Origin of the sequence: Pseudomonas sp. LAM2023 (genome assembly GCF_016620375.1) — a bacterium.
Lineage (GTDB): Bacteria > Pseudomonadota > Gammaproteobacteria > Pseudomonadales > Pseudomonadaceae > Aquipseudomonas > Aquipseudomonas anuradhapurensis.
This window is the reverse complement of record NZ_JAENHV010000009.1, coordinates 702,278-725,352: the sequence shown is the minus strand read 5'-3', so window position 1 is coordinate 725,352 and position 23,075 is coordinate 702,278. Positions and strand designations below refer to the sequence as shown.

30 protein-coding genes are annotated in these 23,075 nt (G+C 64.7%); 18 read left to right on the top strand and 12 right to left on the bottom strand.

The window, feature by feature from the left end:
• Nucleotides 1-64: 64 nt before the first annotated feature.
• The 4 genes from JKP78_RS03380 (at nucleotide 65) to JKP78_RS03365 (ending at nucleotide 2,319) form a co-directional block, all read left to right on the top strand.
• Nucleotides 65-316 (top strand): hypothetical protein, encoded by a 252-nt coding sequence (locus JKP78_RS03380; RefSeq protein ID WP_186684789.1) that lies wholly within the window; start codon nucleotides 65-67, stop codon nucleotides 314-316.
• A 172-nt stretch (nucleotides 317-488) separates the two neighbouring features.
• Nucleotides 489-1,088: a hypothetical protein gene (locus JKP78_RS03375; RefSeq protein WP_186684791.1), complete on the top strand. Its 600-nt coding sequence runs from the start codon at nucleotides 489-491 to the stop codon at nucleotides 1,086-1,088.
• Nucleotides 1,088-1,516, top strand: a complete 429-nt coding sequence (locus tag JKP78_RS03370) for a phage holin family protein (protein ID WP_186684793.1) — start codon at nucleotides 1,088-1,090, stop codon at nucleotides 1,514-1,516. Before JKP78_RS03375 ends, JKP78_RS03370 begins: the two co-directional genes overlap by 1 nt.
• Nucleotides 1,513-2,319, top strand: coding sequence for a DUF3618 domain-containing protein (locus tag JKP78_RS03365; protein ID WP_170029586.1), 807 nt, complete (start codon nucleotides 1,513-1,515; stop codon nucleotides 2,317-2,319). Before JKP78_RS03370 ends, JKP78_RS03365 begins: the two co-directional genes overlap by 4 nt.
• Nucleotides 2,320-2,378: 59 nt before the next feature.
• On the opposite strand, the gene JKP78_RS03360 is transcribed toward JKP78_RS03365, so the two are convergent.
• Together JKP78_RS03360 and JKP78_RS03355 are read right to left on the bottom strand one after the other, a co-directional pair.
• The gene (locus JKP78_RS03360; protein WP_186684795.1) at nucleotides 2,379-2,789 is read right to left on the bottom strand and encodes a response regulator; all 411 of its coding nucleotides are present in this window, start codon (nucleotides 2,787-2,789) and stop codon (nucleotides 2,379-2,381) included.
• Nucleotides 2,790-2,981: 192 nt separating this feature from the next.
• Complete coding sequence (locus tag JKP78_RS03355) at nucleotides 2,982-3,677, bottom strand: type 1 glutamine amidotransferase domain-containing protein (protein ID WP_170029588.1); 696 nt, start codon at nucleotides 3,675-3,677, stop codon at nucleotides 2,982-2,984.
• A gap of 153 nt (nucleotides 3,678-3,830) precedes the next feature.
• Between JKP78_RS03355 and JKP78_RS03350 the strand changes: the two genes are divergently transcribed.
• The 12 genes from JKP78_RS03350 (at nucleotide 3,831) to JKP78_RS03295 (ending at nucleotide 12,897) form a co-directional block, all read left to right on the top strand.
• Nucleotides 3,831-4,583, top strand: coding sequence for a gamma-glutamyl-gamma-aminobutyrate hydrolase family protein (locus tag JKP78_RS03350; RefSeq protein WP_186684799.1), 753 nt, complete (start codon nucleotides 3,831-3,833; stop codon nucleotides 4,581-4,583).
• A 65-nt stretch (nucleotides 4,584-4,648) separates the two neighbouring features.
• A complete protein-coding gene (locus JKP78_RS03345) occupies nucleotides 4,649-4,807 on the top strand; it encodes a hypothetical protein (protein WP_170029590.1) in 159 nt (52 codons plus the stop codon).
• A gap of 14 nt (nucleotides 4,808-4,821) precedes the next feature.
• Complete coding sequence (locus JKP78_RS03340) at nucleotides 4,822-5,046, top strand: DUF2188 domain-containing protein (RefSeq protein WP_170029591.1); 225 nt, start codon at nucleotides 4,822-4,824, stop codon at nucleotides 5,044-5,046.
• A gap of 64 nt (nucleotides 5,047-5,110) precedes the next feature.
• Complete coding sequence (locus JKP78_RS03335; protein ID WP_186684801.1) at nucleotides 5,111-5,782, top strand: DUF2238 domain-containing protein; 672 nt, start codon at nucleotides 5,111-5,113, stop codon at nucleotides 5,780-5,782.
• 93 nt (nucleotides 5,783-5,875) lie between these two features.
• Entirely contained in the window at nucleotides 5,876-6,400 is a 525-nt protein-coding gene (locus tag JKP78_RS03330) for an RNA polymerase sigma factor (RefSeq protein ID WP_186684803.1), read from the top strand.
• Entirely contained in the window at nucleotides 6,397-7,227 is an 831-nt protein-coding gene (locus JKP78_RS03325; RefSeq protein ID WP_200626057.1) for a FecR family protein, read from the top strand. The genes JKP78_RS03330 and JKP78_RS03325 overlap by 4 nt, the downstream gene beginning before the upstream one ends.
• A 75-nt stretch (nucleotides 7,228-7,302) precedes the next feature.
• Nucleotides 7,303-9,741 (top strand): TonB-dependent siderophore receptor, encoded by a 2,439-nt coding sequence (locus tag JKP78_RS03320; protein WP_200626056.1) that lies wholly within the window; start codon nucleotides 7,303-7,305, stop codon nucleotides 9,739-9,741.
• Between the two features lie 109 nt (nucleotides 9,742-9,850).
• Nucleotides 9,851-10,366 (top strand): chalcone isomerase family protein, encoded by a 516-nt coding sequence (locus JKP78_RS03315; RefSeq protein ID WP_200626055.1) that lies wholly within the window; start codon nucleotides 9,851-9,853, stop codon nucleotides 10,364-10,366.
• Nucleotides 10,367-10,380: 14 nt separating this feature from the next.
• Nucleotides 10,381-10,917 carry a DUF3833 domain-containing protein gene (locus JKP78_RS03310; protein ID WP_170029597.1) on the top strand — a complete coding sequence of 179 codons (537 nt, stop codon included), beginning with the start codon at nucleotides 10,381-10,383 and terminating at the stop codon, nucleotides 10,915-10,917.
• A complete protein-coding gene (locus tag JKP78_RS03305; protein WP_200626054.1) occupies nucleotides 10,914-11,219 on the top strand; it encodes a DUF6482 family protein in 306 nt (101 codons plus the stop codon). Before JKP78_RS03310 ends, JKP78_RS03305 begins: the two co-directional genes overlap by 4 nt.
• Nucleotides 11,213-12,754 (top strand): cryptochrome/photolyase family protein, encoded by a 1,542-nt coding sequence (locus JKP78_RS03300; protein WP_200626053.1) that lies wholly within the window; start codon nucleotides 11,213-11,215, stop codon nucleotides 12,752-12,754. Before JKP78_RS03305 ends, JKP78_RS03300 begins: the two co-directional genes overlap by 7 nt.
• A complete protein-coding gene (locus tag JKP78_RS03295) occupies nucleotides 12,751-12,897 on the top strand; it encodes a DUF2256 domain-containing protein (protein ID WP_186684813.1) in 147 nt (48 codons plus the stop codon). Before JKP78_RS03300 ends, JKP78_RS03295 begins: the two co-directional genes overlap by 4 nt.
• Here the strand turns inward: JKP78_RS03295 and JKP78_RS03290 are convergent.
• From JKP78_RS03290 to JKP78_RS03260, 7 genes are all read right to left on the bottom strand, one after another.
• Nucleotides 12,871-13,359, bottom strand: a complete 489-nt coding sequence (locus JKP78_RS03290; protein ID WP_186684815.1) for a DUF2878 domain-containing protein — start codon at nucleotides 13,357-13,359, stop codon at nucleotides 12,871-12,873. The genes JKP78_RS03295 and JKP78_RS03290 overlap by 27 nt on opposite strands.
• 2 nt (nucleotides 13,360-13,361) lie before the next feature.
• The gene (locus JKP78_RS03285) at nucleotides 13,362-14,609 is read right to left on the bottom strand and encodes an SAM-dependent methyltransferase (protein WP_186684817.1); all 1,248 of its coding nucleotides are present in this window, start codon (nucleotides 14,607-14,609) and stop codon (nucleotides 13,362-13,364) included.
• A complete protein-coding gene (locus JKP78_RS03280) occupies nucleotides 14,584-15,393 on the bottom strand; it encodes a DUF1365 domain-containing protein (protein ID WP_200626052.1) in 810 nt (269 codons plus the stop codon). Before JKP78_RS03280 ends, JKP78_RS03285 begins: the two co-directional genes overlap by 26 nt.
• Complete coding sequence (locus JKP78_RS03275; protein WP_200626051.1) at nucleotides 15,390-16,637, bottom strand: NAD(P)/FAD-dependent oxidoreductase; 1,248 nt, start codon at nucleotides 16,635-16,637, stop codon at nucleotides 15,390-15,392. Before JKP78_RS03275 ends, JKP78_RS03280 begins: the two co-directional genes overlap by 4 nt.
• Before the next feature lie 5 nt (nucleotides 16,638-16,642).
• A complete protein-coding gene (locus JKP78_RS03270) occupies nucleotides 16,643-17,395 on the bottom strand; it encodes an SDR family NAD(P)-dependent oxidoreductase (RefSeq protein ID WP_200626050.1) in 753 nt (250 codons plus the stop codon).
• Nucleotides 17,392-17,814, bottom strand: a complete 423-nt coding sequence (locus tag JKP78_RS03265) for a nuclear transport factor 2 family protein (RefSeq protein ID WP_186684823.1) — start codon at nucleotides 17,812-17,814, stop codon at nucleotides 17,392-17,394. Before JKP78_RS03265 ends, JKP78_RS03270 begins: the two co-directional genes overlap by 4 nt.
• Nucleotides 17,815-17,918: 104 nt before the next feature.
• Nucleotides 17,919-18,365: a PAS domain S-box protein gene (locus tag JKP78_RS03260; RefSeq protein WP_186684824.1), complete on the bottom strand. Its 447-nt coding sequence runs from the start codon at nucleotides 18,363-18,365 to the stop codon at nucleotides 17,919-17,921.
• Between the two features lie 147 nt (nucleotides 18,366-18,512).
• On the opposite strand from JKP78_RS03260, the gene JKP78_RS03255 reads away from it, so the two are divergent.
• Nucleotides 18,513-19,400, top strand: a complete 888-nt coding sequence (locus JKP78_RS03255; RefSeq protein ID WP_186684825.1) for a MerR family transcriptional regulator — start codon at nucleotides 18,513-18,515, stop codon at nucleotides 19,398-19,400.
• 177 nt (nucleotides 19,401-19,577) lie between these two features.
• On the opposite strand, the gene JKP78_RS03250 is transcribed toward JKP78_RS03255, so the two are convergent.
• The 3 genes from JKP78_RS03250 to JKP78_RS03240 are packed head-to-tail and all read right to left on the bottom strand — an operon-like array spanning nucleotide 19,578 to nucleotide 21,870.
• A complete protein-coding gene (locus JKP78_RS03250) occupies nucleotides 19,578-20,813 on the bottom strand; it encodes an MgtC/SapB family protein (protein ID WP_186684826.1) in 1,236 nt (411 codons plus the stop codon).
• The gene (locus tag JKP78_RS03245; protein ID WP_200626049.1) at nucleotides 20,798-21,619 is read right to left on the bottom strand and encodes a helix-turn-helix domain-containing protein; all 822 of its coding nucleotides are present in this window, start codon (nucleotides 21,617-21,619) and stop codon (nucleotides 20,798-20,800) included. Before JKP78_RS03245 ends, JKP78_RS03250 begins: the two co-directional genes overlap by 16 nt.
• A gap of 2 nt (nucleotides 21,620-21,621) precedes the next feature.
• On the bottom strand, nucleotides 21,622-21,870 hold the full coding sequence (locus tag JKP78_RS03240; RefSeq protein ID WP_186685079.1) for a hypothetical protein: 249 nt from the start codon (nucleotides 21,868-21,870) through the stop codon (nucleotides 21,622-21,624).
• A 260-nt stretch (nucleotides 21,871-22,130) separates the two neighbouring features.
• Here JKP78_RS03240 and JKP78_RS03235 point away from each other — a divergent pair, with 260 nt between their 5' ends.
• Complete coding sequence (locus JKP78_RS03235; protein WP_170029610.1) at nucleotides 22,131-23,057, top strand: universal stress protein; 927 nt, start codon at nucleotides 22,131-22,133, stop codon at nucleotides 23,055-23,057.
• Nucleotides 23,058-23,075: the final 18 nt, after the last annotated feature.

Sequence of the window (23,075 nt, the reverse complement as noted above, 5' to 3'; positions counted from 1 at the left end):
CGCGATCGAGTGAACCTTGTTCCGTCGTCAGGGCTCGACTGACAAACAATGGAGGGCGGCCAACATGAATGCGCTTAGCGGGCAGATCAGCATCGAGCAGCGCCGGCTCGAGGCCATCAACCGCTGGTTCTGCCTGTTCGATGATCTTGAGCGACGGCGCGAGTGCCCCAGCAGCCATCACGAGGAACTGCTCCGTCAGGCCGAGGAGATGGACCGCCTCGGCCTGGTGTCCTGGGAGCAGTGGCGCGACCTGCGACAGTTGGCCGACCGCGCGTTCCTCAAGGCCATTGCCGGCGCTGATTACCATGGCTGCTGAAACCCTTGCACCAGATGCACGGCCCGCGGGTTGTCGGTGCGCGGTTCATTGGCCCGCTGGGTAAATGTCACAGATCATCACGACTGAACTCGGCGAGGCGTGGTTACGTCCCTCGAATGGATGCCTGCAGAAATCCGGCATTTTTCCAACAATCCGCTTCGAGGACGTAATGATGGAAAAGACCGATCAAAGCTCGACCTCTCCGCCCAACCGCAACCCGGATCACGTACATGCCATTGGTGAGGAAGCCGGGGCCTTGCTGGGTGAGGCCAGGCAGAAAGGTGGTGAGCAGCTGGAGCATTACCGCGACAGTGCGGCCGATCAGCTCGACTCCCTCCAGGAAGGCGCACGGTCGGCTGCAGCGGCCCTGGAAGGCAATGACAGCCTTGGCCTGTCGCGCTACCTGACCCAGGCGGCGGAGTGCATGGGCGATTTTGCCGAGCAGGTGCGCCATGAAAGCGCCGAGAGCCTGTTGCAACGCGGCGCGCAACTGGCGCGCAGCAATCCGGCCTTGTTCCTGGCCGGCAGCGTGGCCGTCGGTTTTGCCATTTCGCGCTTCATGCGCGCCAGCGAAACCCATGCGGGCACACCCTCCGACACAGCAGCGCATGGTTTCACCGCGCCAGGCGCCACGCAGCCAGTGGTACCCGACCGCGGCAGTGACGTATCCACCCGTGAACCCTACACCCCGGTCGACCCGATCGGGCCCGGTGCCGGCACGCCGGTCAGTGGCAGCCCATTCGAACGCGATCCGCTCAAAGGAGGCGAATGATGAACAAAGATCCTTTGCACACTACCCCAGGGCTGCACACTCCGGCTGATGACCCGGTCGGCGTCGGTGGCCTGCTGCGTCAGCTGATGCGCGAAGTACCGGAGCTGTTCACCAAGGAGCTGGCCCTGGCCAAGGCCGAACTGCAGCACAACCTGGCCACCCTGAAGGCTGGCACTGCAGCCGTGGCGGCCGGCGCGATCGTGGTCCTGGCAGGGTTCATCATGCTGCTGCTGGCGGCAGTCTACGCCTTGGCCCTGGTGCTCCAGCCCTGGCTGGCGGCGCTGATCGTGGGCGCGGTCACGGTGGTGATCGGCTTCATCATGCTGCAGTCGGGCAAGAAACAGTTCGAGCCTGGCCACTTGGCCCCTGACCGTACCCTGCATGCCATGCAACAGGACAAGGACACGCTGACGAGGAAACTGCCATGACTACTTCCTTCGAACATGAGGCGCACAAGGACCCGGAGCAGCTCGAACAGGAAATCAATGCCAAGCGCGAGCACATCAGTGACCTGGTGGATGCCCTGGAACAGCGGCTGAGCCCGGGCCAGATGGTCGACCGGGTACTGGCTTACGCCAAAGGTAACGGCGGTGAGTTCTTCACCAACCTGGGCACCACCCTCAAGAACAACCCGGTGCCTGCCACCTTGACCGTGCTGGGCCTGGCGTGGCTCGGGCTCAACCAGAACCGCCCGTTCAATCCGGGGCCGGCGCACCACGGGCCGGGGCTGGGCGACAAGCTCGGCGAGGCGGTGGATAGCGTGAAGGGCGCCTTCGCTTCGGCAGGCGAGGCAATGCACGATGCCAGCCAGAAAGTGCGCATGAAAGCGCATGACATGCGTGATCGGGCCAGTGACCTGGGCAGCGGTGCGCGGGATTCGATGGGCGCCTCTGCCGATACCTTGCGCAGCTCCGCGCACAAGGTCGGCGATCAGGCAACGGCACTCAAGGGCTCGTTCGACCACCTGCTGCAAGAACAGCCGCTGGTGTTGGCTGCGCTGGGCATTGCCCTGGGTGCTGCGTTAGGAGCGGCGCTACCGAGTACCCGCAAGGAAGACCAGCTCATGGGCGCCAGCAGCGACCGCCTGACCGACACGCTCAAGGCCAAAGGCAGCGAGGTGAAGGCGTCGGTTACGCAGTCGCTTGAGCAGGGGGCCGACAAACCGCCGGCCCGGCCGGGGCGGGGCGCTGACGGCTCCGACCTGTCATCAGGGTTGGGCTTCAACCCCTGACCTGCGGCACCTTGCGCACCAGCCCCTTCGGCATGCGCTGAAGGGGCCGCTGCCGGGAGTCAGGCGGCAGGCCTGACGATCGGCGGTTTGACCTTTTCCAGCTGGTCGCCAATGACCGCGAGCAACTGGTCAAGCGCCCAAGGCTTGGGCAGAAACACCGCACCCGTCGGTAGCGTGGTGCTTGCCGCCTCGTGGTAACCACTCATGACAATGATCCGGGTCGCCGGTTGGCGCTCATGGATCTCCTGCGCAAGCGCCAGCCCGTTCAACGGGCCGGGCGTTCTGACGTCGGTCAGCAGCAGCGAAAATGCCTGCCGTAGCGAGAGCCGCCGGCCCTCTTCGGCGGTACCCACCGGGAAGACCGAGGCGCCGAGGTCTTCCAGGGCGCAGGTCAGCAGTTCACGCAGGATCGGCTCGTCCTCCACCAGCAGGATGGTTGGGTGAACAGCGGATGACTCGTAGGTGTTCATGGCAATACTCAAACATCGCGCACGGGTGGAAAGAAGGGACGTCAGCTTGCGTGGGTCAATGCAGGCGGTGGCAGTGCGCTATCACTGCGACAGCGGCAGGTTGCCGAAAATTCCTTTTTGCTGACAGGTTTTGTGCAGTCCGGTACACCGGGCAGCGCCACGCGTTGGCAGTGCCCGGGGTTACCGGCCAGGTCAGGCGCCAGCTTCCTGACCCAGGCGCTTGAGCAGTGCCCTGGCCACCGCCTCGGATGACGCGGGGTTCTGGCCAGTGATCAAATGGCCGTCCTCGACCACATGGCTGGCCCAGTCGGCAGCCTTGGAATATTCACCACCGTTGGCCTTGAGCATGTCCTCCACCAGGAACGGCACCACCTCGCTCAGCCCCACCGCCTGTTCTTCGCTGTTGGCGAAGCCGGTCACTCGCTTGCCCTTGACCACCGGGTGCCCGTCGGGTGCCTTTACCTCCTTCAGCACGCCGGGTGCATGGCACACCGCGGCAATCGGCTTGTTAGCGGCATAGAACGCTTCGAGCAAGGTTCGCGAATCTGCGTCCTCGGCCAGGTCCCATAATGGCCCGTGCCCGCCGGGGTAGAACACCGCATCGAAGTGGTAGGGGTCGATTTCCCCGAGCGGTACGGTGTCGGCCAGGGCCATTTGCCCTTCGGTGTCGTGGGCGAAGCGCCGGGTCGCCTCGGTCTGCGCGTCGGGCTCGTCGCTTTTCGGGTCCAGCGGCGGCTGGCCGCCCTTGGGCGAGGCGAGCGTGACATCGGCACCGGCGTCGATGAACACATAGTAGGGCGCGGCGAATTCCTCCAGCCAGAAGCCGGTTTTCTTGCCGGTGTCGCCCAGCTGGTCGTGAGAGGTCAGGACCATCAGGATGTTCTTCATGCAAGCATGTCCTCCGAGGGTGAATGGGCAGTGCGCGGCTCGCCCTGCATTACTCTGGGAGGGTTACGCACAGCAAAGCGTTCCATGACGTTGCAGGAACCGCAGCATCGGTGGCGTTGCCGAATGTAGCGTGAGCGTCTACCGGGGGTTGCAATGTCACGTCTTCCGATCATCGGGGTCACCGCCTGTTCCTACACGGTCGGCCCGCATGCGGTGCAGCTGAACGACGACAAGAATGCGCGAGCGGTGGCCTGCGCGGCCCAAGGGCTGCCCTTGATCCTGCCGATGTTCCCCGAACTGCTCGACAGCGCCGAGATCATCGCGGCCCTGGACGGGCTGTTGTTCACTGGCTCGCCTTCGAACATCGAACCGCACCACTACGATGGGCCGCCCAGCCCGCCAGGCACCCAGCACGATGCCGCCCGCGACCACCTCGCGCTGCCTTTGTGGCGGGCAGCGGTTGCGGCGGGTTTGCCGGTGCTGGGCATTTGCCGGGGTTTTCAGGAAATGAACGTGGCCTTCGGCGGCACCCTGGTGCAGCAGCTGCATCAGCCCGGTGCCAAACACGAGCCGCCCAGCAATGAACCGGTCGAAGACCAGTACGCACCGGCCCACCTGCTGGCGGTCCGGCCGGGGGGCGTGCTGCAACGGCTGGGGTTTGCGGAGCAGATCGAAGTGAATTCGGTGCACGGCCAAGGTATCGAGCGGGTTGGCCAGGGCCTGCGTATCGAAGCCGTGGCCGAGGATGGGCTGGTCGAGGCGCTTTCCGTGGAAGGCAGCCGGGCGTTTGCCCTGGGCGTGCAATGGCACCCGGAATGGCAGGTGCTGTTCTACCCGCAGTACCTGGCGATTTTCCAGGCCTTCGGCGCCGCCTGCCGGGCGCGAGCGGCACAGCGGCCAAGGTGAGGCGGGTAAAACTGAACATTGCCGCGCGCGCCCGCTCCAATGGCAGGTGACCTGGAGGATTCATCATGCAGCCAGAAACCGAAGGACTTGAAGAGCAAGGGCCGGGCAAGGTCCCGTTCATCAACGACCCCTTGAAGCCTACGTCGCCTCCATTGAACGATGCGGATGCCACGGACGCAGCCGAAGCCGAGCAGGATATCCAGGACGATGGTGAGCCGCTTTGAACAGGAGCAGTGCAATGGACACTTATCATGTCAGCCCGGCGGGTGATGGCTGGGAACTCAGGAAGACCGGGGCCGACAAGGCCTCCAGGCGCAGTGCGACAAAAGCCGAGTTGCTGGGCTTGCTACCTGAGCTTTTTGCCGGGCAGACCGCCTCGGTGAAAATTCACAAGGCCGACGGCAGCATCGAAGAAGAACGTACCTACCCGCGCGCCGCCGACCCGAGGCGCTCCAAGGGCTGACCCGGCCACGGCTCACCGGTGATCGGCACGACACGGTCACCTGTGCCGGCCCGAGCGCAAAGCCATGAATGAGAAGGTGAGGGTGCCCGCCAGTTGCGCCCCGTCGGCCACACCCCGCCAGAGCGCAGCATGGCTGGCAGTGGCCACGGTGATGGTGCTTGCCTCCGGGGTTGCACCGTTGGATCGGGCAGATTGGCTGGTGGAAAACGTCTTGCCGGCAGCGTTGCTGCTGACCCTGGCACTGACCTGTCGGCGCTGGCGGTTTTCGCCAGCGGCCTATCTGGCCATCGTCGTGCTACTGGCGATTCACGAACTGGGTGCGCATTTCACCTATGCCAAGGTGCCCTACGATGCTTGGCTGCAAGCGTTCACCGGCCATGCACTGAATACCGCCATGGGCTGGCAGCGCAACCAGTTCGATCGCCTGGTGCATCTGAGCTACGGCCTGCTGTTCGTCTGGCCGATCAAGGAGCTGCTGCAACGAAAGGCAGGCCTGAACGGTGCCTGGCTGGCGCTAGGCACAGTGTCGCTGGTGCTGGCGACGTCGGCCCTGTACGAGCTGTTCGAATGGGTGGGCGGCCAGTACCTGGGCGAAGACCGGGCACAAGCGTTCCTGGCCACCCAGAAAGACCCATGGGACGCGCAGAAGGACATGGCGCTGGCGTTGTTCGGCGCTGTCGTGTGTTTGTTGCTCCAGCAATTGGCAGCATTCAAACGACCGAGGCCGGCGGCCTAGGCGTGCGGGAGCGAACAGGGTGTTTATTCGCGATTATTTCTCATTTACACTTGGCGCCTCTCTTCGCAGCCTAGCGCTCTTGCAGGATGTATCGTGTCGTTCGAGCCCGCCAAACCGACGCTGTTGTCTACCTTGGTCCGTCACTACGACGAGCTGGTGGACCACATTCGTCGACGCTTCGGCGACCGAGGCATGGCCCGCGACGTTGTGCATGACGTGTGCGTGCAGCTGCTCGAACGCGACGAAAAAGACGACGTTCGGGCGCCACTGGCGTTGCTGCGCAAGATTTCCAACGACACCGCCATCAGCCGCTATCGTAGCGATCGTCGCCGCGGCGCCTGGGTGCAGGCGTTCGCCGAGCTGCCGGAGGTGGTCTGCCCGGCACCGACGCCCGTAGGCAGGTATGATGCCGAGCGCGAGTTCCAGCTGCTGGTCAACGCTATCGCCAGCCTCCCACCGCGCTGCCAGGCCGTTTTCATCATGCACAAGATCCACCAGATGCCCCAGGCCGAAGTCGCCGCACACCTCGGTATCTCCATCAAGACCGTGGAAAAGCACCTGCGCCTCGGGGTGGCGGCGTGCAAGGAGCGGCTTGGCCGTGATGGGGTGTGCGCATGACCCGCATAGCGGAACAGTTGCCATTGGACGAGGTGCTGGGGCGACATCGTGACCAGCTCCGCCATTTATTCCCCGTCCCGCCGCCCAGGCCCGCACGCACGAAAGCGGCCAAGTCGGCGGGTATTGCGCTGGTGGTTGCATGCGCCTTTGCAGCCCTGGCCTGGCTGAACCCGGTGTACAAGACCGAGCGTTTCGCTACCGCCATTGGTGAACAACGCGCTGTGTTGCTGGGCGACGGCAGTAGACTGCTGCTCGACAGCGGTTCCCGCGTCGATGTTCGCTGGCGCCTGCGCAGTCGCGAAGCCGGCCTGCACGTCGGGCAGGTCCTGTTCGATGTGTCCCCGGCCGTGTATCGCCCGTTCGTGGTGTCGGCAGGGCTGACGAAAGTCGAGGTGCTAGGCACGCTGTTCAATGTACGCCGCCTGGATGACGACAACGTGCGTGTGACACTGGCGCGCGGGCGCGTGCAGGTCGCCGCTGCGGCGCAAAAGGCTGTCAGCCTGATGCCAGGGCAGCAGGTTGATGCGATTGGTGGGCGACTGCTGCCGGTGACGAATGCTGACGCTGCCCGGGCGATGGCCTGGAAGGAAGGGGGCATCGTGTTCGAGCAGACGCCGCTGGGTGAAGCAGTGTCGGTGTTGCGCCACTATCGAAAGGCAGCCATTCGCCTGGACGACCCGAGCCTGGCCGCGCTCAAGCTGAGCGGGGTGTTCGACGCGCACAATGTCGACCGGCTGCTGGCGCTGCTACCGAGCATCCTGCCGGTTTCGGTGCAGCAGGAAGGCGATGGTAGCGTGCAGATCCGGCGCAAACCAGTACGAAAATAATTCTCAGGCGCAGGTAGGGTTGCTCGATGTCCGTGGCGGCTTCAAGAAAAGCCTACCCACAAAGGATCTCGAGAAGTGCATTTTCCGCTCCGCAATCGTCAACTCCGCCTGTCACTACTGGCCAGTAGCTTGCTCATCGCAATGTCGGCCGAAGGCCGTGAACGGGTGAACGTGGACCTGCCTGCTGCCCCGCTGGGTGAGGCCATCAACGCCTTGGCGCAGCAGTCTTCGGTACAGATCCTGTTCGCCAGTGATCTCGCTGCAGGTCGCCAGACTCCTGCGGTGAAGGGCCGCTTCACCATCGAGGAAGCACTTCAGACACTGCTCAAGGACAGCGGCCTGCAAATCGAGGCCAGGGATGAACGCACCTTTGTCGTCGTCCCACAGGGTTCACTCACTGCCATGCCGACAGCCCAGACTGCGCCCGTGGAAATGGCGCAGATGGAAATCACCGCTTCGCGTACCAGCAGCAGCCTGGTCTCGGCGACGCGGCAGTCTACCGTTATCGAGCACGAGCAACTGCAGGAGCTGCGCCAGGGCTCGGAGAGCCTGGCCACGGTACTGGCCAAGGCGGTGCCGGGCATGTCCGACTCCAGCCGCACCGTCACCGAGTACGGGCAGACCTTGCGCGGGCGCAGCCTGTTGGTCATGGTCGACGGCGTGCCGCTCAACACCAACCGCGACTCGTCGCGCAACCTGGCCAACATCGACCCGGCACTGATCGAACGGGTCGAAGTCATCCGTGGCAGCAGCGCCATCTATGGCAGCGGTGCCACGGGAGGCATCATCTCCATCACCACCCGGCCTGCCGGTGGTGAAAAGCGGGCTGAAACCAGCCTCAGCGCCACCTCGCCGTTGACCCGCCTGGGCAGCGATGGCCTGGGCGGGCAGTTCCAGCAGTACCTTGCAGGCTCGCAGGGCGCGGTGGACTATGCCTTCGATTTCGGTACCCGCCATATCGGTGCTTCATACGACGCACACGGCGACCGCATCGCCCCGGAGCCCAGCCAGGGCGACCTGTTCGACTCGAATATCTACAACGTTGGCGGCAAGCTGGGGCTGCACCTCGACGAGGACCAGCGTATCCAGCTCGCGGCCAGCCACTACGAGGCACGCCAGGATAGCGACTATGCCACCGACCCCAGCGTCGCCAGGTACCCGGCCGGTTCGCTGCCGGCCAACGCGATCAAGGGCCTGGACCTGGACGAGCAGAACCATATTCGCAACACCTTGCTGAACCTGGAGTACGAGCACCTCGACATCCTCGGCAGCAAGCTGTCTGCCCAGCTGTACTACCGCGACTACTTCACCCGCTTCACGCCGTTTGATGCCCGCGCCGTGGCCACCCGTGGCGGCCATGTCGACCAGATCATGCAGAACAGTGAAGTGTTCGGCAGCCGCCTGACCTTGCGCACACCGCTCGGCGACAGCGGTAGCACCGAGCTGGTATGGGGCGGCGACTACAACCAGGAACGCAGCGACATGCCGATCGATGTGTTCGACCCGGCGGCTTACGATGCCAGCGGCGGCCTGGTCTTCGACAAGATCGGCAAGCTGACCTACATGCCACCGCTCAAGACCCGCAGCGCCGGTGCGTTCGCCCAGCTGCAGCATCGCTTCGACGAGCATTGGTCGGTGGACGGCGGCTTGCGCTACGAGTACTCCACCGCCGAGTTCGATGATTTCGTACCGTTGTCCGAATCCAGGGCGGCTTCGCCCGTGGCGGTGGAGGGCGGAAAGATCCATTACGATGCGCTGCTGTCGAACCTCGGCATCGTCTATTCACCGGTGCTCGGCCAGGAGCTCTACGCTTCTTTCAGCCAGGGCTTCCAGCTGCCTGACGTGGGCATCCAGCTGCGCAATGCACGGCGCGGCTTCGACCTTGGCGCCTCGAACCTGGAGCCGGTCAAGACCAACAACTATGAGCTCGGCTGGCGCGGTGAGCTGGGTGGCAACACGCTCGGCACGTTGGCGCTGTTCTACACCACCTCCAAGCTGGGCGACGTGCAGAGCTTCAACAATGGCCTGATTCTCACCCGCACCAAAGAGCGCATCTACGGTGTCGAAGCCAGCGCCGACTGGCTGTCGGACGATGCGGTGTGGGGGGCAGGCGGCAGTGCGAGCTGGATGCGCGGGCGCGAGAAGCCGGACGGCAAAGGCTGGCAGGACATGACCGGCTACCGGGTGCCGCCGCTGAAGCTGACTGCCTATGTGCAGTACAAGCCGACCCTGGACTGGAGCAACCGCCTGCAAGCCACGTTCTTCGATGGCAAGGACTACAGGCTCGATGGCCTGGACAGCTTTGGCCGGCATGAGGTGAGCAGCTATACGACCGTCGACCTGATCAGCCAGTACCAGGTCTCTGCTGACGACAAGGTCAGCGTCGGCATCCAGAACCTGTTCAACCGGGACTACTACCCGCTCTACAGCCAGTTGTTGCGCAACAACAACAATACCAGCCACTTGCCAGCCCCAGGCGCGGTGGTGACCGCCAGCTATACGCACAATTGGTAATCCGCATCGCCGGGCCCAGGCGGGTGGAGACCGATGGTAGTCGCCTTGTATAGAAATTCGACTATACCTGTACAATAATTTTATTTTGTATAGTATTTGAGTCGAAGCGATGGCGACGTCAACCGCAGCGCGTTGGGCCTGGCTGGCCCTGTTGCTCCTGCTCGCCGGGCCGGCCGCCGCCGACTGGCGCTCGGTAGTCCCTGCTGCGCAGCTGTCCGGCAGCGGTGATTTCACCTGGTTCGGAATGCGCCTGTACAGCGCCCGGCTTTGGTCCAGCGGGCCTGTACAGGGTGGCCAGCAACCGTTTGCGCTGGAACTGCGCTACCACGTCGAACTGTCCCGCGACACCTTGGTGCAGGCCAGCCTCAAGGAAATGCGCAGGCTTGGCGCCGCCACGCAACAACTGGATGCCTGGCGTGGCTGGCTGGAGGCGGCGTTTGTCGATGTTCGCCCAGGCCAGCGTATCACTGGCGTGTACCTGCCAGGCCTGGGCTGTCGCTTCTACGTGGATGACAGGTTGCGCCGCGAAATCGGCGACACCGCCTTCGCCAAGGCATTTTTCGCCATCTGGCTGGGCGAGGGTGCCAGGGACCAGCAATTGCGCGCCCGCCTGCTGGGCCGTTGACCATGGGGGTGAACATGTACAAGGTGCTGCTGATGACCGCCTGCCTGCTGCTGGCCAGCTGCGGCAATGTCGACGTGGATCACTACGCCCGGGAAACGCCAACCCTCGACCTGGCGGCCTTCTTCTCGCGGCCGGTACAAGCCTGGGGCATGTTCCAGAAGCGTTCCGGCGAAGTGGTCAAGCGCTTTCATGTGCGCATCGACAGCCGACGCGACGGTGAGCGGCTGATCCTCGACGAGCATTTCACCTACAGCGATGGCACCCGACAACAGCGCACCTGGACCTTGGTGCCGGACGGCCGCGGCCAGTGGCGGGGCACGGCGGGCGACGTGATCGGTGAGGCTCGCGGGCAGGTGGCGGGCAACGCGTTGCGCTGGCGCTACCGCCTGGACCTGCCGGTAGACGGCAGGCACTGGGAAGTGGAGCTGGACGACTGGATGTACCTGATGGATGAAGACACGCTGATCAACCGCTCCAGCATGAGCAAGCTGGGCGTGGAGGTTGGCCAGGTTACCTTGTTCTTTCGCCGCATGCCGGAGGTCACACCATGAACCTGCAACGCCTTACCGAGCTGGCTGCCGCCGGCGCCGTCAACGAACTCGAACTGCTGTCGCTGGAGGGCGGTTTCTATGTGCTGCGGGCCCTGACCGGCGCCGGCCCGGTGACCTTGAGCGATGAGCACGGGCAGGCCACGCGCCTGCGCTCGACCACCGAGGTGCGCCAGTTGCTTGCCGGCTGGCCGGAGGTGCCCTGCATGCTGGTGCAGCAAGTGGTGCATGACGAAATGTGTGGCCAGCGCGACGGCCCCATCGCGCCGCTGCGGGTGCCCGTGTCGCTGGGTACGCAATGGTAGCGCGCCCGCCACGCCTGGGCCTGGTGCTGGGCGACCAGCTCTCGTTCGACCTGGCCAGCCTGGCAGCGCTGGACCCGGCCCGCGATACGCTACTGATGGCCGAGGTGCAAGACGAGGCTACCTACGTGCCGCACCACCCGCAGAAGATCGTGCTGATCTTCAGTGCCATGCGCCACTTTGCCCAGGCCCTGCGCGAGCGGGGCTGGCGGGTGCAGTATGTCGAGCTGGAGACACCCGGCAATAGCGGCTCTATCGTCGGCGAACTGCGCCGCTGGCAGCAGGCGCTGGGCTGCGCCGAGATCCACCTGACCGAATGTGGCGAGTGGCGGCTGGAACAGGCCTTGCGTGAGGCCGAGCTGCCGCTGGTGTGGCACCCGGACACGCGCTTCCTGTGCTCGCGGGGGGCTTTCGCGCGCTGGGCGCAGGGGCACAGGCAGCTGCGCATGGAGCATTTCTACCGCGGCATGCGCAAACGCTGCGGGCTGTTGCTGGCAGCCGATGGCGGCCCTGCCGGCGGTGCCTGGAACTTCGACCGCGACAACCGCAAGGCCCTGCCACCTGGGCTGCGCGGGCCGTTTGCGCTGCAGTTTGCCGTGGATGACATCACCGCGGCGGTGATCAGCCTTGTAAGCCGGCGCTTCACTGACCACTACGGTGCGCTCGAAGGCTTTTCCTACCCCGTTAGCCACGCCCAGGCCGAACAGCTGTGGCAGCACTTCCTGGACTTTAGCCTGGCAGCGTTCGGTGACTATCAGGACGCCATGGCCGAAGACGAACCGTACCTGTTTCATGCGCGTATCAGCGCCGCCCTGAACATCGGCCTGCTGGACGTGCGCCGCCTGTGCCAGGACGTGGAGCAGGCCTGGCGCGACGGCCGGGTGCCACTCAATGCCGCCGAAGGGTTCATCCGCCAGCTGATCGGCTGGCGCGAGTACGTCCACGGTATCTACTGGCTGCGCATGCCTGAATATGCCGCGCTCAACCACCTGGGCAACCAGCGCGCGCTGCCCGAGTTCTACTGGACCGGACGCACGCGCATGCGCTGCATGGCGCAAGCCATCGGCCAGACCCTGCGCCTGGGATACGCCCACCATATCCAGCGGCTTATGGTGACCGGTAACTTCGCCTTGCTCGCCGGGGTACTGCCCGCAGCCATCTGCGAATGGTACCTGGCGGTGTACCTGGATGCGTTCGACTGGGTGGAACTGCCCAATACACTGGGCATGGTCATGCACGCCGACGGGGGTTTTCTCGGCTCCAAACCGTACTGCGCCAGTGGCCGCTATATCCAACGCATGTCCGATCACTGCAAGGCTTGCGCCTACAACGTCAAGCAGGTGACGGAAGAGCAGGCGTGCCCGTTCAACGCGCTGTACTGGCATTTCCTGATCCGCCATCGCCAGCAGTTGGCCGGCAACCCGCGGCTGCACCTGGTGTACCGCAGCCTGGACGGCATGCCGGCGGCGCGACGGGAAGCGGTGTGGGCTCGTGGCGAGCAGTTACTGGCGCAGCTGGATGCAGGGGCGTCCCTGTGAAGAAGCAGCATTTGCCGAGCAAGGTGTGCGTGGTGTGCAAGCGGCCATTCAACTGGCGCAAGCGCTGGGCGCGTTGCTGGCAGACGGTGGTCTACTGCTCCGAGCGCTGCCGGCGTTCAGCGCCACGTGGCAAGGCGCAATAGCAAGGGCAGGGCCAGCGCCCAGACTGCCGCCAGCAGCGTCGCGGTCGTCAGCGTGCCCAGCGGCAGCTCGACCTGGGCCAGCCTGGCCCCGGCCACATAGGCAAGCGGGCCACCTGCCGCGCCGAACAGGGCGGCAAGCCAGGTGTGCCGGGCCAGCCAAGCCAGGCTGTGGCGCAGGCCGCAGCACAGCACGCTCCAGAGCAGGGCCAGCCACAGTGGCAGCGGCCAACTGTCGAAGCGAAACACCCCGAGCATGCCCAGCAGGCTGTCGAGTACACAGCCGGCGAGGGCGCAGCGCAGCACCGCCTGCAACTCGCCCTGGCGGTCGCGGCAGCAGCCGAAATGCCAGGCCAGGCCGACGGGCACCAGGCCAAGCAACCAGGGCTGATGGGCCCCATACACACACAGCCACCAGCCTGCCTGCAACCACACGGCGTTGGCCAGCAGCCCGCGCCCGGTCATGCTCAATGCTCGGGCAGCGGGGCGCGCAAGGCTTTGGGCGCGGCCAGCAACAGTTGCGCCACGCCGATCGCACGCTCCTCGAAACCGCCCTGGCAATAACACAGGTAGAACTCCCAGAGACGCTGGAACGCGTCGTCATAGCCCAACGCGTTCAGCGCGTTGCGCGCCTGGCGCAGGTTGTCGTGCCAATGGCGCAATGTGCGCGCGTAGTCCAGGCCGAAATCCTGCAGGTGCACCAGGTTCAGCGGCGTGTGCCGGGTGGCGTTGTGCAGCAGCACGGTCAACGAGGGCAAGGCACCGCCGGGGAAGATATAGCGCTGGATGAAGTCCACCGAGCGGCGCGCCTGGTGGTAGCGTTGATCGCGGATGGTGATGGCCTGCAGCAGCATCAGGCCGTCCGGCTTGAGCAGCCGGGCACATTGGTTGAAGTAGTCGGGCAGGTAGCGGTGGCCGACGGCCTCGATCATTTCGATCGATACCAGTTTGTCGAACGTGCCGCGCAGGTCGCGGTAGTCCTCGCGTAGCACGGTCACGCGCTGCGCCAGGCCCAGCGCCTCCACGCGCTGGCGGGTATACGCATATTGGGCTTCCGACAGCGTCGTGGTGGTCACTCGGCAGCCATGCCGGGTGGCGGCGTGAATGGCCAGGCTGCCCCAGCCACAACCGATCTCGATCAAGTGATCGCCGGGGTGCAGGCGGAGTTTCTGGCAGATGTGCTCCAGCTTGTTCAACTGGGCCTGCTCGAGGCTTTGCCCGTCATGCTCGAACATCGCTGCCGAGTACATCATGGTCGGGTCGAGCAGCTGTTCGAACAGGGCGTTGCCCAGGTCGTAATGCGCCAGGATATTGCGCCTGGCCCCGCGTCGGCTGTTGCGGTTGAGCCAATGCAGCAGCCGCAGCGCAGGCCGCCCCAAGCGGGCAAGCCCGCTTTCCATGGCGTCGAGAACTTCGAGGTTGGCCACGAACAGGCGCGTCACGGCGGCCAGGTCAGGGCTGCGCCAGTAGCCGTGGATGTATGCCTCGCCGGCACCGATCGAGCCGTTGCAGGCAATCAGGCGCCAGGCTCTGTCGTCGACGATTTCCAGCTCAGCCTGCAAGGCGCTGTCGGCGCTGCCGAAACACCATTGCTGGCCAGCGTGGCTCACTCGCAGGTAGCCGTGGCGCAGCTTGCCGAGCTGAGCGAGTACCAGGCTGCCCAGCCACGGGACCAGGCCGGCGGACTTGCTAACGCTCACGCTGGGATTGTGCATGCTCAGGATCCTCACAAGGTTGGCCGACGGCCAGGTTGCCCTGGCTGGCAGCGTGGTCATGGACAGGGGTACGTTTGAACAGCAGGCGCACTGCCTGCCAGTAGATGGCCGACAAGGTCCGCAGGCTCATCCACGGGAATGCCAGGATGTGGCGGAGCAACGACCGGCTATCGAGCGGCTGGCGGCGTAGCGCCAGGTCGGCCTCGAACACCTTGTGCCCGGCGTGCCAGTTTTCCATGTGCAGGCGCACATGCTCGGCGTCCAGGTGAAAGCGCAGGCGGTAGTCCATGGCCAGCGGCATGAACGGTGACACATGGAAGGCCTTGGCCATGCGGTAGGGCCGGTCGAGGCCAGCCTGCACCGGCAGCACGTAATGGAAGCGTTCACGCCAGGGCGTGTTGCGCACTTCCAGCAGGATGGCCACCAGGTGTGCCTCGGCGTCGTGGCAGAAGTAGAAGCTCACCGGGTTGAACGACAACCCCCAGCAGCGCAGCTGGGTCAGCAGGCGAACCGGGCCGGTCGGTGCCTGCCCGGTAGCCAGGCCGACCAAATGGCGGGCGGCATCGGCCAGGCTCAGCCCCTGGCGGGTCAGGCCTGGCAGGTAATCGGTCTCGCGCCAGCACAGCGGTGCCAGGCGCCAGCGCCCGAGCCAGGGCGATAGGGCCGGCAGCCTGGCGCTGTCGTCGAGGTCGAGGTCGAACATGCCGATGCGGTAGCGAAATGCATGCGCGCGTGGCAGCAGCCGGCGATGGCTGACCCAGCCTTGGCAAAGCCTGCTGTTCACAGTGTTTCTCCGAACCGTTCGGCGACTTTCAAGGCGCTTGCCACGCCGTCTTCATGGAAGCCGTTGCCCCAGTAGGCGCCACAGTAGTAGCTGTGCCTGTGGCCCTGCAGTTCGGCGTGGCGTGCCTGTGCCGCGGTCGCCGCCAGGCTGTATTGCGGGTGGGCATACTGGAAGCGGGCAAGGATCTGCATTGGGTCTATCAGCGCGGTCTGGTTTAGGCTGACGCAGAAGGTTTGCGGCGCCTGCAGGCCTTGCAGGATGTTCATGTTGTAGGTCAGCGCCGCCGGCGCCTGAGGGGGCCCGCCCAGGCGATAGTTCCAACTGGCCCAGGCTGCCTTGATGGGTGGCAACAGGCGAGTATCGGTATGCAGCACCACGTCGTTGCTGGCATAGCGGATAGCCGCGAGCACCTTGCGCTCGAGGATGCTCGGCGCTTCCAGCAAGGCCAGCGCCTGGTCGCTGTGGCAGGCGAACACGACACTGTCGAAGCGCTCGATGCCGGCGGCACTGTGCAGGGTCACCCCGCCGTCGTCGCGTACCACCCGGTAGACCTTGGACGCCAGGCGTAACTGGTCGGCGAAGGGTTTGCATAGCGGTTCCAGGTAACTGCGCGAGCCCCCCTGGATGACCCGCCACTGCGGGCGCTGGTTGACCGACAGCAAACCGTGGTTGCGGCAGAAGCGCACGAAAAACGCCAGCGGAAAGGCGAGCATGTCACTGCGCGACATCGACCAGATCGCCGCGCCCATGGGGATGATGTAGTGCTCGATGAAGCGCTCGCCGTAGCCCCCGGCATGCAGGTACTCACCGAGGGTGGCGTGGGCCAGCTGGCGCTGGCCGTCGAGGTCGGCCAAGGCTTCGCGGTTGAAGCGCAGGATATCCCTGAGCATGCCCCAGAAGCCCACCGACAGCAGGTTGCGCCGTTGCGCGAACAAGGTGTTCAGGCTGTGCCCGTTGTAGGCCAGGCCGCTCGCCGGGTCGTGCACCGAAAAGCTCATTTCGGTCGGCTGCGAGGCGACCCCGAGGCGGTCGAGCAGGCGGATGAAGTGCGGGTAGGTCCAGTCGTTGAAGACGATGAAACCAGTGTCGATGGCGTAGGTTCTGCCGCCACAGCTGACATCTACCGTGTGGGTATGCCCGCCGATCCAGCTGTCGGCCTCGAACACCGTGACCTGATGCCGGCGCGACAGCAGATAGGCGCAGGTCAGGCCGGAAATGCCGCTGCCAATGATCGCGATACGCATAGGCTTCACCCTTCCTGCCTGCGGGCCAGGCGCAGGCCGATGGCCAGGCGCAGGCGCGCCGGCAAACTGCCGAGCAACCTCAGCAGCAGGATGAAGCCGCGCGGGAAACTGATCTCCAGCGGCCGCCGGGGCAGGCGGCTGACGATGAAGCGTGCCGCGCGGGCGGCTGTCCACATTTGCGGCATCGGGAAATCGTTGCGTCGGGTCAGCGGTGTGTCGACGAACCCTGGGCTGACCAGGGTGACGTCGATGCCTTCGCTGAACAGGTCGATGCGCAGTGATTCCACCAGGTAGCGCAAGGCCGCCTTGGACGCACCGTAGGCGCCGGCTCGGGGCAGGGCCAGCCAGGTCACCGAGCTGCCCATCACCACCAGATGGGGGTGGCTGCCGGCGCGCAGCAAGGGTAGGGCGGCCGCCAGGCATTGGCTGGTCGCCAGCAGGTTGGTGCGCAGCACCCGCTCGATCAGGGCCGGGTCGAAATGCCCGGGCTCCAGGTATTCGCAGGTGCCGGCATTGAAAATCGCGATGTCGAGGCCGCCCCAGGCCTGGTTGATCCGGGCGGCGATCTGCTCCACCTGGTGCGAGTCGTCAAGATCGCCGACAGCCAGCAGTACCTGGCCGGGGAAGCGTTGCGCCAACGGCGCCAGGCGTTCGGCATGGCGCCCGCCCACGGCGACCTGGTGGCCTTGTTCGAGCAGTTGCTCGGCAAGCGCGGCGCCGATACCGCTGCTTGCGCCGGTCAGCCAGCACCGGCTCATGCCAGCCGCCCTTTCAGCCAGCGAACCGCGCCGCCGAGGAGCGGAACGTGTTCATACAGCAGCGCGCCGGCGTCGAAGTAGTCCTGGTGGCTGAACACCCGTTCGCGCCATTGCAGGAAGCTGCAACCTTGCAGGCTGACGGGCTCGCCGCCTTTCAGCCGCGGGTGGCAGAAGCGCAAGCGCCAGCGCAGGTAGCCCTGGCCTGGCCGCACCTCGTCGTAGCCGGCGAAGCTGTAGCTGATATCGCCCGCATTGGCATACAACTGGCCGAAATAGGCGCGTAACGCATCGAGCCCCTCGATATGGTGCAGGGGATCGCGGAAGGTGACCGAATCGTCATATAACTCGCCGAGGAGGTGCAGGTTGTCGCGCTGAAGGCAGGCGAAACGCTCGGCGAACCGCTGAAGGTAGACGGACATGTGCAGCTCCAGTTAAAGCTATACAAATCACCTGATTTGTACAGGTATGACTGAAGCCTATGGCTAAAATTGTACAAGCGCAACGGTCTTGTACAATTATTTGTTCAGGATTTCTGTACGGCGAGCTGCTGGCGCAACGCCGCGACTTCCGCCTCCAGCTCACGCACCCGCTGTTCGGCGTGCACCTGCGCCGTCACATCGCGCTGGATGCCGATGTAGTAGGTCAGCTCATCGGCGTCGTTGTGCACCGGCGTGATGGACAGCTCGTTCCAGAACAGGCTGCCGTCCTTGCGATAGTTGCGTAGCACCTGGCAGCACGGGCGGCCCTCACGGATCGCTTGGCGAATGCGTTCCAGGGCCAGCTGATCGTGGTCAGCGCCCTGCAGGAAGCGACAATCCTGGTACAGGATGTCGTCGCTGCGATAGCCGGTCAGCCGTTCGAACGCAGGGTTGACGTAGATAAGAATGCTGTCGTTGCCTTCCTGTTCGGCGACGACGATACCGTCGTTGGAGTTGTCGACCATCAGTTGCAGGAGCTTTGCGTTGATCATTCAAGCCCACCCGGGAGTATGTTTTGCCTATGCGTCGCCTGGCCCGTCGGGGCAGGCGGCGCGTTTTCCACATGATGGCCCATACTGGCTCGCCGCAGAAGGGGAGGATGAGGCTAGAATGGGCGCACCTTGCGGACGAACCCCGGTATGACTGAAACGACCTCCACCGATTTGCTGCCCATGCGTGACGTGGTCAGCCTGACAGGCATCAACCCGGTTACCCTACGTGCCTGGGAGCGCCGCCATGGGCTGATCCAGCCGCATCGCACCGAAGGCGGCCATCGCCTGTACACGCCCGGCGATGTACAACGGATCCGCGATATCCTGCGCTGGACCGCCAATGGCCTGCCGATCAGCAAGGTGGGCGCGTTGCTCGAACGGCAGCCTGTCGAGTGCCGGCAGGGCGACGAGCAGTTCGCCGATTGGCGCGCGGCGCTGGCGCGGGCCGCTGCGGCTTACGATGTACAGGCGCTGGAAGCGCTGCACGGGCAGCTGTTCACCCTGTTGCCGAAAACGGCCGTGCTCAGCCAGGTGTTGCTGCCGGTGTGGCAGCAACTGCGCAGCAGCAACGCGCCAGGGGCCCGCAGCCAATGGTTGTTTGTCGATTTTTTCCTGCGCGCCCGGCTGCTGCTGCGCCTGCAGCTGAATCAGGCCGCTGCCCCACGGGTGCTGCTGGTGGCAGGCGACGAACAGGCGGAGCTGGCACTGCTGGGTACTGCACTGCTGCTCAGTGGCGAGCAGCAACGCATCGAGGTCCTGGGTGGGCCTCTGCCACTGGAGGAGGTGGCACTGGTGTGTGCGGCGGTGCAACCGGCGGCGCTCGTGGTGGCGATGCAAGGGCCGCTGAATGCCGCACTGGCCAAGCGCCTGCGCTGGCTGCAGATGGAGATCGCCTGCCCGCTGGCCCTGGCCGGCGAGGGGCTGGTGTTGTCGCAGGCGCTACTCGACGGCGCGCCCGTGTGCCTGCTCGATACCCAGGGCGGGGATGTGGCATCGGTGCTCAGCGCCTTGCTCAGAGGCGGGCTGGATGTGTGACCGGCAGTGGGTCGGCAAGCTGCGGCTGTCAGCGCATGAACAGCCCTAGTCTCTGTGTGAAAAGCCTTGATACTCGGTGATGCTGCGTTGAAAACAGCCTCGGAATGCTCATTTACAACTCGTAAACTCCGCTTCCTCGGCTGTTTTCGCCTTGCCTGACCTTCGTCTCAAGACTTTTCACACAGAACCTAGCCACATCGCGCCAAGTATGATCGCCTGGGCCGGAAGCAGATAACGGGCAAAGCGCAAGCCGCCATTGCTGAGCGCCAAAACGCATTTAGTCAAGGTGTTCCCGGTCAGGGCCATCATGCCCGGCACCACCAGATCGGCCATCTCCAGCCGCCCGGCCACCACCAGCGAGGCCACCGACGCAATGGCCGCATGGGCATCCCCCAAGCCACTGACGAACGCCGCGATGCTGACGCCGCCTTGGCCGAGATGATCCAGCAGAAACGCCGAGAACAGGACAACGCCGGTCAGGGCGACGGTAATGATCAGCGCGGTCCAGAGGCTGAAGGCACCGTCGCCCTGATGCGCCGCGGCCCCGCCTGGCGCGGCACGCCAGGGGGCCAGCAGCAGTACGCCATACACCACGGTAACCAATGCACCGAGCCCGATGGAGGTGGCGAACGGGCGCACCAGCTGAGGGTCGATGATGAACAGCACCAGGGCGAACTGGGTAATGCTGGCGAGGTTGGACAGCACGGCCGCCGCCGCCAGGGCGCGCACGGCAACTTCCTGGCGCCGGGCTTCGTGTGCCAGCAGGGCAATGGTCGCCGAGCCCGAGGCAAAGCCCGAAGCGATTGCGCTCAAGGGCAAGCCGTAGCGAGGCCCCATCAGGCGCATGGCGACATGGCCCACGGCACCGACCGTCATCAGCAGCACCACCAGCGTGCAGATGGTGCGCGGGTTGAGCACGTGGTATGGCCCCAGGAACCGGTCGGGTGTCAACGGCAGCACCACCAGCGCCACCGTCAGCAACATCAGGCCGTCGCGCAGTTCCTGTTCGCTCAGTTGCTGCAGCACAAAATGATGAAGTTCCCGCTGCAGGGCCAGCAGCACGGTCAGCACCACGCCGGCTGCGGTGGCCAGTTCAGGCTGCTCGAGGCTGAGCGCGCCCAGGGTCAGCACCAGCAGCAGGGCGATCTCGCTGGTGACCTCCGGGTCCTTGTCGGCATGTTTGCGGTAGTGCATGCACAGCATCAGCACCAGGCCCAGGCTCGCCACCCCGACCAGCATCGCCCCGGCCAGCAGCATGCTGACATAGCCCAGCAGGGCGGTGATGGCGAAGGTTCGCAGCCCGGCGGCAGCGTGGTCTTCGTTGCGGCCTTTCTTGCGTTCGCGTTCTAGCCCGACCAGCATGCCGATGCCCAGCGCTACGGCGCCGTGGCTGACAGTCAGGGTGTCGAGCATGGCGCCTTCGTGGCGTCCTTGTGCGCGGCATCAGCGCCGCCTTGCTCCAGGGCCATCAGCGCCGCCGGGTCGAGAATTTCCACCAGCCGTCCATGCAGGTTGACGATGCCCAGCGCGCGCAGGCGGGCAACCGAACGGCAGACGGTTTCCAGGCGCAGGCCAAGGTACGAGGCCATGTCCTCGCGGGACATGCGCAACATGAAGCCATGGGCCGAGTAGCCACGGCTGACAAAGCGCTGCGACAGCCCGACCAGGAAGCTCGCCAGCCGCTGTTCGGCGGTGAGGTTGCACAGCATCAGCACGCGCTGGTGCTCACGCACGATCTCCCGGCTCATCAAGCGGTTCAGGCTTTGCTGCAGCACCGGAAACTCTCGCGCCAGGGTTTGCAGGCGGCGATAGGGCACCGGGCAGACTTCGCTGTCTTCCAGGGCAATGGCGTCACAGACATGGTGCTCGGTGGCAATCGCATCGAGGCCGAGCACGTCACCCGGCATCCAGAAGTTGATCACCACGCCCTGGCCTTCGACGCTGTTCAGGCTGGTCTTGAAACTGCCGCAGCGCACCGCATAGAGCATGGTCAGTGGGTCGTTGGCATTGAACAACGCTGCGCCTTTGCGAACGCGCATGCGTGGGCCTATCAATGCGCCCAGGCAGCTGTGGTCGAGAACGGGCAGGCCGGTGGGCAGGCACAGGCCGCTGACACGGCAGTCCTTGCACAGGGACACCAGCGGATTCAGGTGGATAGGGTTTGCCGCATGCCGCGCAACAGGTGGGTCGAGCAGCGTGACTTTCAGTTGGCCGGACATGCTCAGGCCCTCTGCGCGCGTCGACTATCGGTGTGTTGCGCTGTATTGCGAGGGGCACTGTGCGCCTCTGCCAGTGCGGCGCGGGGCGACCAGCCGGCGAGCATGTCGAGAGAGTGGGGCGCATTGAGGCGCGAGGTGAGCCGCTCGACGAACTGTTCGGCTTCGGCTGCTGTCCTGAAACTGATCCGGCAGTCGTCCAGGCGGACCCACCAGCGGTTCTGTTCGGTGCTGTTCTCGACGTAAACGTTCATGGAGCCTCCTGAGTACGCATGAGCAAGACGACTGCTGACCAATGCAAAACGAAGGCATCCCTGCCGACAGCGGGGCGCTTGGCCCAGGTCGGTATGGAGTTAGCGTGCGCCGATGAAGCCGCCAAGTATTGATCGCCGTCAAATTATCGAGCGATCGACCGTACCGCTGGTCTGCAGTGGGTTCTGGTTGATAAACATCAAGTCTGCCGGCTGTGCCTGGCAGATGCTCCAGGTATGTACCGCAACCGCAGAGGTGTGCCATGGAAACCCCGCAAAGACTGCTGCTGATTGCCTCCCCGCTGATGCGCCGGACCCCGGTCTATGACCGTGCCGCAGCGCTGGCCAAGGCCAAGGGGATGGCGCTGCACATCGTCGCTTTCGACTACCTGGAAGGGCTGGCCACGGCAGGCCTGGTCAACGACCAGGCACTGGCTGTGATGCGCGAGGGCTATGTCCAGCAACACCGTGAGTGGCTGGAGACACAGGCGCTACCGATGCGTCGCAACGGGGTCACGGTCACCACGGAAGTGGTGTGGGTACAGCACCCGTTGAAGGAAATACTCGTGCATTTGCGCGAACAACCCTTTGCCATGTTGATCAAGGCATTCGAACATGAGCCCTGGTGGATGCGCGCCATGTTCACTTCGCTGGATATCCAGCTGCTGCGCGAAACCCGCATCCCGCTGCACCTGGTGCACAAGGCCAGCAATGCGCTGCCGCGCAAGATCCTTGCAGCGGTTGACCTGTCCAGGCCGGAAGACCAGTTTGAAGGCTTCAATGACCAGATCATCGGCGAAGCGTTGAAGCTGGCCTTGCAGTGCAATGCGCAGGTCGAATTGTTGTATGTCTACGACCTGGGCGCCATGTACGTGGACGCCGGCGGTAGCCGCGAGCATTCCTTCCTGTTCGAATCGAACCTTGCCCAGACCCTGCACGAAGTACAGAGCGATGCGTTCCAGGCGCTTGCCGAACGCAACGGGATCGCCGCCGAACACCGGCATATGCGCATAGGTGACCCGGCCAAGGCCCTGGCCGTGTTCATGGACAACAATGACATCGATGTGCTGGTCATGGGCAGTTACCACCACCATGGTATCGGCTGGTTCATCGGCAGTACTGCCGAGCGGGTTCTGCACCGGCTGTCCAGCAGCGTGCTGGTGATATCGCCGGAGCGTTCCCAGGGGTAGCACCAAGGCCCGCAAGGG